This window comes from Kitasatospora sp. NPDC032150 (assembly GCF_055579945.1).
In genome coordinates, this window is record NZ_JBVIMH010000017.1 from 1 (window position 1) to 14,863 (window position 14,863).

The 14,863-nt window shown below is 71.9% G+C and carries 12 protein-coding genes; 2 read left to right on the forward strand and 10 right to left on the reverse strand.

The genetic code is table 11. The features are described from left to right. Positions 1–488: 488 nt before the first annotated feature. Positions 489–1,754 (reverse strand): tyrosine--tRNA ligase, encoded by a 1,266-nt coding sequence (gene tyrS, locus ACZ5ON_RS20665; RefSeq protein WP_465594815.1) that lies wholly within the window; start codon positions 1,752–1,754, stop codon positions 489–491. Between the two features lie 293 nt (positions 1,755–2,047). Here tyrS and ACZ5ON_RS20670 point away from each other — a divergent pair, with 293 nt between their 5' ends. Beyond that, complete coding sequence (locus ACZ5ON_RS20670) at positions 2,048–2,557, forward strand: HNH endonuclease (RefSeq protein WP_465594411.1); 510 nt, start codon at positions 2,048–2,050, stop codon at positions 2,555–2,557. 115 nt (positions 2,558–2,672) lie between these two features. On the opposite strand, the gene ACZ5ON_RS20675 is transcribed toward ACZ5ON_RS20670, so the two are convergent. The 6 genes from ACZ5ON_RS20675 to ACZ5ON_RS20700 form a co-directional block, all read right to left on the reverse strand. Further along, positions 2,673–4,853, reverse strand: coding sequence for an outer membrane protein assembly factor BamB family protein (locus ACZ5ON_RS20675; RefSeq protein ID WP_465594414.1), 2,181 nt, complete (start codon positions 4,851–4,853; stop codon positions 2,673–2,675). A 98-nt stretch (positions 4,854–4,951) separates the two neighbouring features. Beyond that, positions 4,952–5,254 carry a 4a-hydroxytetrahydrobiopterin dehydratase gene (locus ACZ5ON_RS20680; RefSeq protein WP_465594417.1) on the reverse strand — a complete coding sequence of 101 codons (303 nt, stop codon included), beginning with the start codon at positions 5,252–5,254 and terminating at the stop codon, positions 4,952–4,954. A 251-nt stretch (positions 5,255–5,505) separates the two neighbouring features. After that, positions 5,506–6,264, reverse strand: a complete 759-nt coding sequence (locus ACZ5ON_RS20685) for a sulfite exporter TauE/SafE family protein (protein ID WP_465594421.1) — start codon at positions 6,262–6,264, stop codon at positions 5,506–5,508. Between the two features lie 176 nt (positions 6,265–6,440). Continuing rightward, on the reverse strand, positions 6,441–7,496 hold the full coding sequence (locus ACZ5ON_RS20690) for an SPFH domain-containing protein (protein ID WP_465594423.1): 1,056 nt from the start codon (positions 7,494–7,496) through the stop codon (positions 6,441–6,443). 10 nt (positions 7,497–7,506) lie between these two features. Continuing rightward, on the reverse strand, positions 7,507–7,929 hold the full coding sequence (locus ACZ5ON_RS20695) for an NfeD family protein (protein ID WP_465594426.1): 423 nt from the start codon (positions 7,927–7,929) through the stop codon (positions 7,507–7,509). A gap of 116 nt (positions 7,930–8,045) precedes the next feature. Next, positions 8,046–8,837 carry an ABC transporter ATP-binding protein gene (locus tag ACZ5ON_RS20700; RefSeq protein WP_465594429.1) on the reverse strand — a complete coding sequence of 264 codons (792 nt, stop codon included), beginning with the start codon at positions 8,835–8,837 and terminating at the stop codon, positions 8,046–8,048. A gap of 202 nt (positions 8,838–9,039) precedes the next feature. On the opposite strand from ACZ5ON_RS20700, the gene ACZ5ON_RS20705 reads away from it, so the two are divergent. Next, positions 9,040–9,840, forward strand: coding sequence for a hypothetical protein (locus tag ACZ5ON_RS20705; protein ID WP_465594432.1), 801 nt, complete (start codon positions 9,040–9,042; stop codon positions 9,838–9,840). A gap of 56 nt (positions 9,841–9,896) precedes the next feature. Here ACZ5ON_RS20705 and ACZ5ON_RS20710 read toward each other — a convergent pair whose 3' ends face one another. The 3 genes from ACZ5ON_RS20710 to ACZ5ON_RS20720 all read right to left on the reverse strand — a co-directional run bounded on the left by ACZ5ON_RS20710 (position 9,897) and on the right by ACZ5ON_RS20720 (position 14,507). After that, positions 9,897–10,544: a response regulator gene (locus ACZ5ON_RS20710; RefSeq protein ID WP_465594435.1), complete on the reverse strand. Its 648-nt coding sequence runs from the start codon at positions 10,542–10,544 to the stop codon at positions 9,897–9,899. Then, positions 10,537–11,706: a GAF domain-containing sensor histidine kinase gene (locus ACZ5ON_RS20715; RefSeq protein ID WP_465594439.1), complete on the reverse strand. Its 1,170-nt coding sequence runs from the start codon at positions 11,704–11,706 to the stop codon at positions 10,537–10,539. Before ACZ5ON_RS20715 ends, ACZ5ON_RS20710 begins: the two co-directional genes overlap by 8 nt. A gap of 158 nt (positions 11,707–11,864) precedes the next feature. Continuing rightward, positions 11,865–14,507, reverse strand: coding sequence for an ABC transporter ATP-binding protein/permease (locus tag ACZ5ON_RS20720; protein WP_465594443.1), 2,643 nt, complete (start codon positions 14,505–14,507; stop codon positions 11,865–11,867). Positions 14,508–14,863 lie beyond the last annotated feature (356 nt).

The following is a 14,863-nucleotide window of genomic DNA, read 5'->3' on the forward strand; positions in this document are numbered from 1 at the left end:
AATCTCCAACCACGAACCACAAGGATCCGAGGCCGGGGATGTCAACATATCTGGCGTTGACTTTTGGCACGCTGTTGAGTTCTCAAGGAACGGACGCTTCCTTCAGGCCGCCTTCCAGCGGACCCTCCGGGCGCTTCGTTCTTTCGTGTTTCCAGCTTATCAGATGTTTTCCGCTCCGTTTACCGGACCGAATTCCATCGGACTCGCTTTCATCTTTCGCCTTTCGGCGCCCCCGAACTCTACCAGAGTTTTCCCGTCGCATTTCCCGATCGATCGAAATCGAAAGAGCGCGCGACTGACCATCACTGGTCGAAGGGGGGTCCACCCGAATCAGGCGACTCGACCTACGTTAGGACACCGGACAACGGTAGTCAAACCTGGAGGGGCCGGATCTGGCTTGATCCGGCCCCTCCCACCCGACGGTGCAGCTCAACACGAATCGGTTTGCGCCAACCCGTGTTCTGCAGGCTGCCGCTGTCGCTCGGGTGTCAGGCGGTCTTCAGTTCGATCGCGGCGAGGTTGCGCTTGCCCCGGCGCAGCACCAGCCAGCGGCCGTGCAGCAGGTCGGCGGTGGTGGGGGTGGCCTCCTCGTCGGTGACCTTGGTGTTGTTGAGGTAGGCGCCGCCCTCGTTGATGGTGCGACGGGCGCCCTTGCGGCTCGGGGCCAGGCCGGCCTCGACCAGGAGGTCGACCATTGGGAGCAGCTCGCTGACCGTGGCCTTGGGTACCTCGGCCAGGGCGGCGGCGAGGGTCGAGGGCTCCAGGTCGGCGAGGTCGCCCTGGCCGAAGAGCGCCTTGGAGGCCGCGACGGCGCGCTCGTACTGCTCCGCCCCGTGCACGAGGGTGGTGAGCTCCTCGGCGAGGGCACGCTGGGCGAGCCGGGCGGCGGGGCGCTCGGCGGTCTCGCGCTCCAGCTCTTCGATCTCCTCCCTCGAACGGAAGGAGAAGATTCGCAGGAAGTTGGAGACGTCCCGGTCGTCCGCGTTCAACCAGAACTGGTAGAAGGCGTACGGGGTGGTGAGCTCCGGGTCCAGCCACACGGTGCCGGACTCGGTCTTGCCGAACTTGGTGCCGTCCGCCTTGACGATCAGCGGCGTGGCGAGGGCGTGCACGGACTTGCCCTCGGCCTTGCGGATCAGGTCGGTTCCGGCGGTGAGGTTGCCCCACTGGTCGCTGCCGCCCGTCTGCAGGGTGCAGCCGTAGCGGCGGTTCAGCTCCAGGAAGTCCATGCCCTGGAGGATCTGGTAGCTGAACTCGGTGTAGCTGATCCCCGCGTCGGAGTTCAGCCGCCGGGCGACCGCCTCCTTGGCGATCATGTTGTTGACGCGGAAGTACTTGCCCACGTCGCGCAGCAGGCTGATCGCCGACATCCCGGAGGTCCAGTCCAGGTTGTTGACCATCCTGGCCGCGTACTCGCCCTCGAAGTCGAGGAAGCGGGAGATCTGGCCACGCAGGCGGTCGACCCAGCCGGCCACCACCCCGGGGTCGTTGAGGACCCGCTCCGCGGTCGGCTTGGGGTCACCGATCAGGCCGGTGGCGCCGCCGACCAGGCCGAGCGGGAGGTTGCCGGCCTGCTGGATGCGGCGCATGGTGAGGATCTGCACCAGGTTGCCCAGGTGCAGGCTCGGGGCCGTCGGGTCGAAGCCGCAATAGAACGTGACCGGGCCGTCCGCGAACGCCTTGCGCAGTGCGTCCTCGTCGGTGGACAGGGCGATCAGCCCGCGCCACCGCAGCTCGTCGACGATGTCCGTCACGGTCACGCTTCTCCTTCGATCGGGCACCCAGGCGCGTGTCGGTGGGCCGTTCCGTCGGGCCCCGCGTCTGGACGACTCCAGCGTTCTAGAGGGTACGCGTTCCTGGCCAGCGGATTTCAGCTCGGGCGTGCCACCGCTGTGGCCGGGCAGGCGAAATTCCGTTGTTCGGGCGCCCGGGCCCGTCCAGAGTGTTTGCACCGCCACCGGGCGACGAGCGACGGTGCGGCCGACAGGCATGGGATCAGGACGGCCGGGCCGTCGGGGCACGGTCGGAACAGGGAGGGTGGCCCCCGGTGCGCAACACGCTGGTACTCAACGCGAGCTATGAACCCCTGACGACGGTGTCGCTCAAGCGCGCCGTGGTGCTCGTCCTCCAGGACAAGGCCGTGGTCGAGCACGCCCGTCCGCTGGGCGTGGTTCGCGCGACCGGCGTGTCCGTACCGGTGCCCCGGGTGATCCGGCTGCAGCGGTACGTCAGAGTGCCGTTCCGACAACGGGCCCCGTGGTCCCGGCGCGGGGTGCTGATCCGGGACCAGCACGTGTGCGCGTACTGCGGGCGGCGGGCCGGGACGGTCGACCATCTGGTGCCGAAGTCCCGGGGTGGCACCGACAGTTGGCTGAACACCGTGGCGGCCTGTGCGGAGGACAACCAGCGCAAGGCCGACCGGACCCCGGAGCAGGCCGGGATGAAGCTGCTCCGCAGACCGTTCGAACCCACGCCGGAGGCCTCGCTGATGATGGCGCTCGGCCTGCGCGGCAGCGAGGCGGGCGAGTTCGCACCGTGGCTGCCGGCCGCGGCCTGACCGGCTCACCTGGCTCCCGGTGGACCGATCCGATCTCGTGGGGGGACGGATCGGCCCACCGGGCCGACGGCAGCAGGCCTCGGCCGCCGGACGGCCGGGTACCGGTACGGGTTGTCTAGCCCTTGGCCTGGAAGGCGGTGGCGGTACCGAAGTTGGTGGAGTGCTCGGGGACGGCCACCACCTTGTCGCCGCCGATCAGGACCCGGCCCGCGGTGAGCAGCGAGCCGGTCCCCTGCGGGTAGGCGCCGCCGGTGGACTCCTGGCCGCCGGTGAGGGCGAAGCGGCTGAGGTGGGCCGGCTGGTCGAGCCGCTCGTCGACGGCGAGCATCAGTGCGCCGTTGTCGATGCCGACCGCGCGGGCCTTACCCTTCTCCGTGGCGGCGGACTTCCAGAGCGGTTTGCCGGTGGTCAGGTCGTACGCGGTCACGGCGACCGGACTGCCTTCGGCCGGCGTCAGCGTGGTGACCATGGTGTGGCCCTGGAAGAACACGGTGGGCGTCGGGCTGAAGGTGCCCCGGGCCACGTCGAGGCGACCGCCGTTGCCGGAGACCGGGATCTCGGTGGCCGGGTCGCCGTTGGGTCCCCAGGACAGGACCCGGTCGTCGGCGGGGCTCTGGCCGGTGGTGAGGATCGTGGCGGGTTCGGCCGAGAGCACGGTGACGGTCTTCGGGCTGTTGTTGAGCCCGCGCCACCACTTGACCTTGCCGTCGGCGGTGTTGAGCGCGACGGCCTGGACGTTCGGGTCGCTGTCCGCGCAGCTGCTGCTGAGCAGCACGGTGTCGCCGCCCGCACCGCCGGACAGGGTGCAGAACTTGCCCTGGCCGGTGTACTGCCAGGCGTCGCTGCCGTCGGCCGCCGCCCAGGCCCAGGCCTTGTCGTCGCCGATCGCGATCACCTTGTCGCCGCTGACCGCGACGTGCGCGGAGTACGGGTCCTTGGTGTCGGAGAGGGTCTTGGTCCAGGCCGTCTTGCCGGTCTTGGTATCGATCGCGGCGAGCATCGTGCAGGGGCTCTTCGGATCGGCCTGCGGCCGGAACAGGGCGACGCCAAGACCGTTGGTGTTCACGGTGGGCGAGAGGCCGCAGGCGGCGGCGTTGTCGGCCGGCGGGGTGACGGTCCAGGCGGGCTTGCCGTCGGTCAGCGCGTACGCGTGCACACCGGTGCTGTCGGCGCGGACGGCCGTGTCGGCGAGCAGCCAGCTGCCGACCAGGGTGTCGTCGGAGCCGGCTGCACCGGCGGCCGCGGGCTGGGCGGTCCAGGCCTTGGCGTGGGCGACCGCGAAGGCCTTGGCCGCGGCCGGATCCTCGGCACCTCCGCCGCTGCTGCGACTACTGCCGCTGCCGCTGTCGTCGGTGGCCAGCACGGCCGCCGTGATCAGGACGAGGACGGCGGCGGCACCCGCGCCGGCACGGATCGCCATGGTGCGCCGGTCGGGGCCGTGCTCGGCCGAGACCACTGCGGAGACGGCGGCCTTGGCCCGGTCGACGAGCGAGCCCTTGCCCTTGCCCTCACCATCGTTCGAGCCGCCGTTCCGGCTGGCGTCGTCCGGCTGCTCCGCCGGGGAAGCGACCACGAAGGGCGAGAGCGGGACGGCTGCCGAGTCCCCGGAGACGGGGGGCATCGTGGTGGTCGCGGCCTGGTCGAACGGAGGGAAGGCGGCGGTGGGCGGGCCCTGGTCCGGCTCGGCACCGGCGGGGGACACCGGGCCGGCCGGTGGCTGGGCGCCCTGGGCGGCGGGACCGGTGGGGCCGGTGGGACCTGCGTGGTACTGCTGGTCGAAGCCGTAGTAGCCGTTGTCGGCGCCAGGCGGCGCGTAGAGCTGCTGCTCCGGGGCCGGGTACTGGCCGTACACGGAATCGGCGGCGGTGGCGGCCGTGCTGGTCCCGAACGGGTCGTAGCCGGGGGTGGCCCCGAATTCCTGGCCACCGACGCCGGGCGCCTGGGGCGCGTAGAAGCCGTCGCCGTGCCCGCCGGCCTCCTGCTGCCCCGGAAGGCCGCCCTGCCCGGGGACTCCGTTCTGCCACGGGCCGGTGTTCTGGCCGTCCCAGCCCGGCTGGCCCGGCAGCCCGTGCTGCTCGGGGAAGCCGGCCTGGGCGGGGGTACCGAACCCGCCGGGCTGCCCGACGAAGCCCGGCTGCTCGTGGTAGCCGTGGTCGCCGCTCGGGTACTGCTGCTGCGCGCCACCCTGCCAGGGGTCACCGGCCGCAGCCGGCTGCTGCGCTGGGTACCAGGGCTGCTGCTGGTAGTCGTACCCGATGGGCTCCTGCCCGGCGGTCCCGGAGTGGTCCTGAGCCATGCGTCCCGTCCGTCCGACTGCGTGCTACGAGGCGCCAGCATCTCACGTCGGCGGACGCGGGCCCTCCCAAACCCTGGGCTTCGGCCGCTGATCGGGGCTCAGGACTCGGCGCGCACGGCCTCGTCGATCTTGCCCGCGAGGGTGAAGTCAAGGCTGGTCAGACCGCCTTCGCTGTGGGTGAGAAGGACGAAGCGCAGGGTCCGCCAACGGATGTCGATGTCGGGGTGGTGGTCCATCCGCTCGGAGGTCACGGCGATCGAGTCCACGATCCGGATGGCGGCCGGGAAGCTGGACGCCTCGACGGTACGGGTGATCGAGTCTCCCTCGCGGGTCCAGTCGGGCCGGGCGGTGAGTGCCGCCGTGATCTCGTCCTCGGTCAGCAGGGCCGGGCGTCCGCTCATGGTGTTGCTGCCTCTCCCTCGGGGTGCGCTCACCGGTGCCTGGTGCGCTCACAGGAGCATAGGGAGGCGACCGCCGGCGGGCCCGGCGACACCGCGCACCGCCCGCGGATCGGCCGCCTCCCGCCGCTGACGGGCCGTCGGGCGGACCGTCGAGCCAACAGACCGGCAAGCCCGTACCAGCGGACCGACAGAACAGCGGGCCGACAGAACAGCGGGCCGACGGACCGGCAAGCCAACACGCCAGCAGCCCTTCAGGCGATCAGCAGCCGAACCACCGCGACCAGGCCGATCGCCACGATGACGCCGCGCAGCACGGGTGGCGCCAGCCGTCGGCCGACCTTGGCCCCGATCTGGCCGCCCAGCACCGAACCGGCCGCGATCAGCAGCACCGCCGTCCAGTCGATGTGCGAGGAGAAGAGGAAGAAGACGGCGGCGACGCCGTTGACGATCAGCGCGAGCACGTTCTTGGCGGCGTTGAGGCGCTGCATCCCGTCGTCCAGCAGCATTCCCAGGAGGGCGATCAGCAGCACGCCCTGGGCCGCGCCGAAGTACCCGCCGTAGATGCCGGCGAGGAACACTCCGAGCAGCAGTACCGGGCCGGTGCCGGTCGCCGCGCCGTCTCTCCGCCGGGCGGCCATCGCACGGGCCACCCGGGGTTGCAGGACCACCAGCACCACGGCGAGCAGGATCAGGACCGGGACGATCGCCTTGAACGCGCTACCCGGCAGCCTGATCAGCAGCCAGGCGCCGAGCAGCCCGCCGAGCAGGGAGGCGGTGCCGAGCCGGCGCAGCCGCTCGCCCTGTCCGGCGAGCTCGCGGCGGTAGCCGATGGCTCCGCTGAGCGATCCGGGGACCAGGCCGATGGTGTTGGAGACGTTGGCGGTGACCGGCGGCAGGCCGAAGGCGAGCAGCACCGGGAAGGTGATCAGGGTCCCCGAGCCGACCACCGTGTTGATCGTCCCGGCACCGATCCCGGCGGCGAGGACGAGCAGCGCCTCCCACCACGTCATGTCCGAACCCTTCGCTCGCCCCTGTCACGCTGATCCTCCGGCAGTGGCGGTACCCGGGCCAGGGGGTATCCACCATCCGGAACGGAAGGCCGGAGACGGCGGACGGCCCGCCCCCGGACGGTTCCGGGGGCGGGCCGAGGCGTCACGGGCGGATCAGCATGGCCGGATCCGGTCGGTCACTCCGGGTCGATCTTGGGGTACTCACGGGTCGGCTCGACCCGGGGGCGGGCGGCGCCCTTGTCGATGTCCACCGGCCCCGGCCCCGCGGGCGGGGTGGCGGACGGGCGGACGGCCGGGTCGAGCGGGACCTGAGTGGCCGTCGGGGCGGCGGGCGCGGCGGCGGGGCCGACCCCGTTGCCGCCGGTCAGCCCGGTGAAGGCGCCGCCGAGGCCCTTGAGCGCGTCGCCGACCTCGCTCGGGATGATCCAGAGCTTGTTGGAGTCACCCTTGGCCAGCTCGGGCAGGGTCTGCAGGTACTGGTAGGCGAGCAGCTTCTGGTCGGCGTCGCCGTCGTGGATGGCCTCGAAGACCGTACGGATGGCGGCCGCCTCACCGTCGGCGCGCAGCACCGCGGCCTGGGCCTCACCCTCGGCCTTGAGCACCTCGGCCTGCTTCTCGCCCTCGGCGCGCAGGATCTGGGCCTGGCGGGCACCCTCGGCGGCGAGGATCGCGGCGCGCTTGTCACGGTCGGCGCGCATCTGCTTCTCCATCGAGTCCTGGATGGAGTTCGGCGGCTCGATCGCCTTCAGTTCGACCCGGTTGACCCGGATGCCCCACTTGCCGGTGGCCTCGTCGAGCACGCCGCGCAGACCCGCGTTGATCACCTCACGGGACGTCAGGGTGGACTCCAGGTCCATCGAGCCGATGATGTTGCGCAGCGTGGTGACCGTGAGCTGTTCGATCGCCTGGATGTAGCTGGCGACCTCGTAGGTGGCGGCGCGCGGGTCGGTCACCTGGTAGTAGATGACGGTGTCGATGTTGACCACCAGGTTGTCCTGGGTGATCACCGGCTGCGGCGGGAACGGGACCACCTGTTCGCGCAGGTCGATCCGGTTGCGGACGGTGTCGATGAACGGGACCACGATGTTCAGTCCCGCGTTCAGAGTCCGGGTGTAACGGCCGAAGCGCTCCACGATGGCCGCGCTGGCCTGCGGGATCACCTGGATCGTCTTGATCAGTGCGATGAACGCCACCACGACCAGGACGACCAGCACGATAAGGACGGGTTCCACGGGCTCTCCCCTAGACGACCAGGGCGGTCGCGCCCTGGATTTCGACGACATCGACCTGCTGCCCCGGTTGGTAGACCGTGCCGGGATGAAGCGCGCGAGCCGACCAGATCTCACCGTTGAGTTTGATCCGACCGCCCTCCCCGTCGACCTGTTCCTGGACGGTCGCGGTGGCCCCGATCAGCGCCGCCGTCCCCGTCCGGAACTCCGGCGCCTGGCGCAGCTGCCGGTAGGCGATCGGCCGGACGAACACCAGCAGCGCGACGGACACCCCCACGAAGACCAGGAACTGAAGTACCACGCCGGCCCCGAGCCCGGCGGCCAGCGCGGCGGCACCGGCGCCGATCGCGAACATCGCGAACTCCGGCAGCGCGGTGAGCACCAGCGGTATGCCCAGGCCGACGGCGGCCAGCAGCCACCAGATCCAGCTCTCCACAGATCCATCCTAGGTACGGAAGACTCTTCCGGCGTTGGTTCCCGCAGGTGGATGGGCGGAAACCGGTCGCACGTGCGACCGGTCTCCCAGCGGCCCCGTTCGGTTGTCGACCGGCCTCAGCCGAGCGGCAGTCCCTGGGCGGCCCAGCGGTCGCCGCGGCGCTCCAGGGTGAGCGGCAGGCCGAAGCAGCGCGAGAGGTTGCGGGCGGTCAGTTCGGTGTCGATCGGACCGGCGGTCAGCACCTTGCCCTGGCGGATCATCAGCACGTGGGTGAAGCCGGGCGCGATCTCCTCGACGTGGTGGGTGACCATCGCCATCGCGGGAGCGTTCTCGTCCTGGGCCAGCGCGCCGAGGCGGCGGACCAGGTCCTCGCGGCCGCCCAGGTCCAGGCCGGCGGCGGGCTCGTCGAGCAGCAGTAGCTCGGGGTCGGTCATCAGACCGCGGGCGATCAGGGTGCGCTTGCGCTCGCCCTCGGAGAGGGTGCCGAACTTGCGCTCGACCAGGTTCGCCATGCCGAGCCGGTCGAGCAGGGCGAGTGCCCGCTGCTCGTCGGTGGTCTCGTACTGCTCCCGCCAGCTGACCGTCATGCCGTACGCGGCGGTGAGCACCACCTGGAGCACGGTCTGGTCGGCGGGCAGCCGGTCCATCATCGAGGCGCCGGCCAGGCCGATCCGCTGGCGCAGCTCGAAGACGTCCACGGAACCGAGCTTCTCGCCGAGGATCGCGGCGGTGCCGGCACTCGGGAAGAGGTAGGTGGAGGCGACCTGCAGCAGGGTCGTCTTGCCCGCGCCGTTCGGTCCGAGGATCACCCAGCGCTCGCCCTCCGAGATCGACCAGGAGACCTGATCGATGAGCGCGTGCCCCTCCCGGACCACGGATACGTCCACCAGCTCCAGCACGTCGCTCATGCCTAGCCTTCCCCAATGCAGATTCGGCCGTCCGTGGGACCTGGGCGAAAGGTCCTCGGGGTGCGGTCCACTCGTCTCGTCAGTCGGTGCGAACGGACAGACCACTCCGACGGCCGGGATGGGGCTCGGAGGGGTGCGCCGCGCGCAGCACTCTCCCAAACCTACGCCACGCGGATGGCCGAGTTTTCCGTAGGCTGGCCGGATGCTCGTCACTCCTGCCGACAATCCGTACGAAGAACCCCGCTCCGGGCGGCTCACCGCCTGGGGCAACGCCCTGCTCGCCGGGCTGGTTCCGCCCGACGACGCCGCCGCGGCGGTGCTCGGCCCGGACGAGACGCACCGGGTCACCGGGCTGCCGGGCGACGCCGCCGGGGACGAGCACGGGCTCACCTGGGCGCTCGGACGGCTGCGCGTCCTCGGCGTGACCGGGCTCCGGCTGGCCCTGCCCGACGCCGGGCACCCGCTGGGGCTGACCGGTCCCCCGGCGTTCAACGCGGAGGCCTTGGCGGCCGGTGAAGCGGTGCTGGCGGTCGGTGTGCCGATCGGGCTGGTCCCCGAGGTCGAGGTCTACGGACCGGCCGGCGACCAGGCGGTGCGGGTGCTGTGGCGCTGCGGCGCCGTCAACGACGGCCCGCCGGCCGGGGTCCCCTCGCTGCACGAGGCCGAGCGGGAGCTCGCGGAGGGGCTGCGGGAGGCGACCGCACTGCTCGCCGGGCTGGACGTCGCGGGGGCCGGGCCCGAGGCGCTGCGGGCGCTGGAGGACTACCGGCGGCGCGGGCACGCCGAGCTGCTCGCGCCCGGGTACTCGCCGCGGGCGGTGCGCGTCCTGGAGTCGGCCCGGCGGATCTCGGCACTGCTCGCCATCGCGCTGGGCGGGCACGGGGCCGCGGTCAGCGCCTCCGAGATGGCGGCCCGCCGCGAGGTGCTGGCACCGCTGGCCCGGACCGCCCGGCGCGCCCAGATCGCCGCCTACGACTCGCTCGCCGACGAGCCGCGCGTCTGAGGACACGGGGGGCTCCCCGGCGGCGCCGGGCGGCCCCCGGGGCGTCGCGAGGGCGGCTACGCCTCGCCGTTGCGGACGGCCCAGAGGGCGGCCTGGGTGCGGTCGGCGAGGTCGAGTTTCATAAGGATGTTGGAGACGTGGGTCTTGACCGTCTTCTCCGACAGGTGGAGCGTCCGGGCGATCTCCCGGTTGGACCGCCCGTCGGCGATGTGGCCCAGGACCTCGCGTTCGCGTTCGGTGAGGGTGCCGCCCCGGCCCTGCGGGGCCCGGGGGCCGTCGTCGGAGAGCAGGGCCTCGGCGAGTTCCGGCTGGAGCAGGACGTGCCCGGCGTGCACGGACCGGATCGCCCCGGCCAGCGCCTCCGGGTCGACGTCCTTGTACACGTAGCCGGCCGCGCCGGCCCGCAGCGCGGGGACCATGGTCCGGTGTTCGGTGAAGCTGGTGACGATCAGGACCCGGGCCGGGTTGCCCTGCTCCTTGAGCAGCCTGAGCGCCTCGATCCCGTCCGTCCCGGGCATCTTCAGGTCCATCAGGACGACGTCCGGCAGCAGCTCCCGGGCGCGTTCGACGGCCTCCGCGCCGTCCGCGGCCTCACCGACCACCTCGATGTCCTCCTGCACCTCCAGGAAGGTGCGCAGGCCGCGCCGGACCACCTGGTGGTCGTCCACCAGCAGGACGCGGATCGCCGACGACGTGTCAGGCACCGGGCACCTCCATCTCCACGACCGTTCCCTTGCCGGGGGCGGAATCCAGTACCAGGGTGCCGCCGACCGCGGACGCCCGGTCGCGCATCGACACCAGTCCGAGGTGGCGTCCGGCCCGCCGGACCGAGTCCGGGTCGAAGCCGCGTCCGTCGTCGACCACCCGCAGCACCGCGCCGCGACCGGCGGTACCGGCCAGGGTGACGTCGACGTGCCGCGCACCGGCGTGCCGCAGCGCGTTGTGCAGGGCCTCCTGGGCGACCCGCAGCAGGGCCGCCTCCTGGGCCGGGGGCAGCGCCCGCACCCCGCGGCTGGTGAAGCGGACCGCCGCGGAGTGCGCCCGGTCGAGCAGTTGGACCTGTGAGGCGAGGGTGGCCGCCAGGCCGTCCTCGTCCAGTGCGGCCGGGCGCAACTCGACCACCACGGTGCGCAGTTCGTCGGCGGCCTCGGCGGCGAGCCGGGCCACTTCGGCGAGTTCGGCGCGGGCCCTGGCGGGGTCGCGGTCGACCAGGGTGGCGGCGGCCTTGACGGTGAGGCGCAGCGAGAAGAGCTTCTGCGAGACCGCGTCGTGCAGATCGTGGGCGATCCGGGCGCGTTCGTCGGTCAGGGTGAGCTCGCGGCTGCGCTCGTAGAGGCGGGCGTTGCCGAGGGCGATGGCGGCGTGCGCGGCGAGGATGCGCAGCAGTTCCTCGTCCCGTTCGGTGAAGCCGCAGGTCCGGCCCTTGGTGCCGCGCTTGTTGGCGAGGAAGACCGCGCCGAGGACCTCGCCGTCGTCGGTGATCGGCATCCCGAGGAAGTCCTTCAGGTCGGGGTGCGCGTCGGGCCAGCCGCCGAAGTCGGGGGCGAGGCGGACGTCGGCCAGCCGGGTCGGGTCGAGCCGGTGCAGCATCGAGGCGAGCACGCCGTGCTGGCGGGGCAGCGGGCCGATGGCCTTCCACTGCTCGTCGGTGACCCCGTCCACCACGAACTGGGCGAAGCCACCGTGGTCGTCGGGCACGCCGAGGGCCGCGTACTCGGCGTCCAGCAGTTGCCGGGCGGAGGCGGTGATCCGGCGCAGCACCTCGCGGACCTCCAGGTGCCGGCTCATCGCGAGGACGGCGGTGCTGACCGCTTCGATCCCGCCGAAGCTGGGGTCGCAGGCGGGGAGGGGTTCGTCGGCGGTCATGTCCCCAACGCTACCGCCGGCGGGGCGGGCCCGGCATGGGGCGCCGGGTGTAGGACCTGCGGCGTAGCGGGGCGGGGCCGTCGGTCCCGGAGACGGCGACGGGCGGTCCCGGCCGAATCCGCGATTCGACCGGGACCGCCCGTACCCGAGCGTCCGGGTCAGCCCTTCTGCATGACCTCGGGCTCGTGGCGGCGCTGCAGCCGCTGCACCAGGAACGCCAGGGCGACCGACATGGCCACCAGGACCAGGCAGTTGACGACCCAGTGGCCCACCGAGTGGGACCAGAGCGCGTCGATGTCGGTGTCCTTGCTGCCCATCGGGTCGAGGTGTGCCAGGTCCAGGGTGGTGCCCGGGGCGGCGACGCCCCAGCGGGCGGGCATCAGCCAGGCCAGTTGCTCCAGGCCGGGCTTGTGGAAGAGCTGGAAGACCGTACCGGTGAAGACCATCTGCACGAGGGCGAACATCACCAGCAGCGGCATGGTCTTCTCGGCCGTCTTGACCAGGGCGGAGATCACCAGGCCGACCATCATCGAGGTGATGCTGAGCAGGACGATGCCGATGCCCATCTCGATGATCGGCGCGTGCTTGAACACCAGCCCCCCGGTGGGCAGTTTGCGCGCGCCGAAGCCGATCGCCGAGATGATCGCGCCCTGCACCACGCTGACCCCGCTGAGCACGGTGATCTTCGACATCAGGTACGCCGAGCGGGAGAGCCCGGAGGCACGTTCCCGTTCGTAGATCGCCCGTTCCTTGATCAGCTCACGGACCGAGTTGGCCGATCCGGACAGACACGCGCCGAACGCGATGACCATCAGGATCATCCCGGCGATGCCGTTGGTGCCACGGGGACCGGGGCGCAGGCCCAGGTCGTCCGGGATCAGCGTGCTCAGCGTGCCGAGCAGCAGCGGCATCAGCAGGGACAACCCGATGTAGCCCCAGTCGGAGCCGATCACCGAGAGGTAGCGGCGGACCAGCGTCCACCACTGGGAGAGCCAACTCTGCGGCTTGGGCGGGCGGAGCTGCTCCTGGGCGACGGCGGCCGGCTGGGCGGCGCCCGAGTCCACGTCCGCCGAGTACTGCTGGTGGTGCACCGAACCCCGGTAGCGGCCGGCCCAGTCGTGGTCCGGGTAGTTCTCGAACGCCTGGAAGACGTCCGCCCAGCTCTCGTAGCCGAAGAAGTGCAGCGCCTCCTCCGGCGGCCCGAAGTACGCCACCGAACCGCCCGGCGCCATCACCAGCAGCCGGTCGCAGAGCGCGAGTTCGGCGACCGAGTGGGTGACCACCAGGACGGTGCGGCCGTCGTCGGCGAGCCCGCGCAGGGTCTGCATGACCTCGCGGTCCATGCCCGGGTCGAGGCCCGAGGTGGGCTCGTCCAGGAAGATCAGCGAGGGCTTGGTGAGCAGCTCCAGGGCGACCGAGACGCGCTTCTGCTGGCCGCCGGAGAGCGCGGTGATCCGGTTGTCGGCGCGCTTGTCCAGGCGCAGCTCGTACAGCACCTCGTCGATCCGGCGCTCGCGCTCGGCGGGCTCGGTGTCGCCGGGGAAGCGCAGCCGGGCCGCGTACTTGAGGCCGGTGCGGACGGTGAGTTCCTTGTGCAGGATCTCCGACTGCGGCACCAGGCCGATCCGGGAGCGGAGTTCGGCGAACTGCTTGTAGAGGTTGCGGCCGTCGTAGAGGACGTCACCGCGATCGGCGGGGCGGTAGCCGGTGAGGGCCCGCAGCAGCGTCGACTTGCCGGAGCCCGAGGGGCCGATGACGGCGACGAAGGACTTCTCCGGGAGGGAGAAGCTGACGTCGTTCAGCAGGATCTTCTTGGCGCCCTTGTGCTCGACCTCGACGGTCAGGTGACGGGCGGAGAAGGAGACCGCGCCGGTGTTGAGGAACTCCTGCAGTTGGTCGCCGACCAGGGTGAACGTGGAGTGGCCGACGGTGAGCCGGTCCTGCTGCCCCATCAACTGGCGCTGCGCCGGCTGGCCGTTGAGGAAGATTCCGTTGTGGCTGCCGAGGTCGACGATCTCCCAGCGGCCGTCGGGCAGTTGGCGCAGTTCGGCGTGGTGGCGGGAGACCTGTAGGTCGGAGACCACGATGTCGTTGTCCAGCGCACGGCCGATCCGGATGGTCCGCGCCCCGGTGCTGAGGCTGCGCACCATGGTCGGGCTGCCGAGACCGGGCTGCGGCTGCGCGCCGCCCGAGGGCTGTTGCGCGCCGCCCGAGGACTGCTGCGGGAAGGCGGGCGGCTGCGGAGTGGGCCACTGCTGCTGCGGCTGGTGCTGCTGCGGCTGCACCGGGGGCTGCTGGACCTGCGGCTGGGCGGGCCAGGGCTGCTGCTGCGGCACGTACGGCTGCTGCTGCACCGGGGGGTGTACCGGCTGCTGCTGCACCGGTTGCGGGGGCTGGTACTGCTGGGGCTGGGGTTGGGCCGCGTTCGGGCCCGGCCTCGGCGCCGTGGTGGCCTCGTACCACGCGGGCGCCTGCGGCTGCTGGGCCTGCTGCTGGGACGGCACCCCGACCGGGGCCGAGAAGGCCAGCCTGGGCCCGTTCTCGGCGTTGCCGAGGTGCAGCACCGTGCCCGGCAGCAGCTGCGCGTGCAGCGTGCGGGCGCCGGAGGCGTACGTGCCGTTGGTGCTGCCGTGGTCCTCCAACTGCCAGCTCGCGCCGTCGAAGGAGATGGTGGCGTGCCGCCAGGAGACCCTGGCGTCCTCGAACCTGAAGTCCGAGTTCGGGTCACGCCCGATGGTGTACGACCGTTCGGGCTCCAGGACCCGCTGCTGCCCGCTGATGTCTAGTACGAGTTGCGGCACTGTCCGCCCGCCCCGCTCTCCGGTTCCCCCGGTGTTTCCTGCTTCTGACAGGGCGAATCATTCCAGCCGTCCGCCGTGCCTCGAAAATCGGTCCGCCACCGGCGCGGACCCGGGGACGAGTCGTGAGGAACCTCGGCACAAAGGGTGAACCTTCCCGGACCCGGGTGAACCTTCGGCGGCACCGGCCGCGCGGGCGGGGGCGGGGAGGCCCCGCACCCGGTGGGCCGGTCGCACCCCGAAGCCCCCGGTCCAACGCCGCCCCGCACGCGCCGAAGGACCGCTGCGCCTTCCCCGCGTCCCTGGCGGCCGGCCCGGGTGGCTGCGCGGGGAAGTCCAAGCTCCGGACGCGCGCGGTG

What these genes read in the sequence shown, in the direction of transcription:
- ACZ5ON_RS20675 (WP_465594414.1), bottom strand. Translation starts at nt 4,853, where the DNA reads ATGGCTCAGGACCACTCCGGGACCGCCGGGCAGGAGCCCATCGGGTAC.
- ACZ5ON_RS20680 (WP_465594417.1), bottom strand. Translation starts at nt 5,254, where the DNA reads ATGAGCGGACGCCCGGCCCTGCTGACCGAGGACGAGATCACGGCGGCA.
- ACZ5ON_RS20685 (WP_465594421.1), bottom strand. Translation starts at nt 6,264, where the DNA reads ATGACGTGGTGGGAGGCGCTGCTCGTCCTCGCCGCCGGGATCGGTGCC.
- ACZ5ON_RS20700 (WP_465594429.1), bottom strand. Translation starts at nt 8,837, where the DNA reads ATGAGCGACGTGCTGGAGCTGGTGGACGTATCCGTGGTCCGGGAGGGG.
- ACZ5ON_RS20705 (WP_465594432.1), top strand. Translation starts at nt 9,040, where the DNA reads ATGCTCGTCACTCCTGCCGACAATCCGTACGAAGAACCCCGCTCCGGG.
- ACZ5ON_RS20715 (WP_465594439.1), bottom strand. Translation starts at nt 11,706, where the DNA reads ATGACCGCCGACGAACCCCTCCCCGCCTGCGACCCCAGCTTCGGCGGG.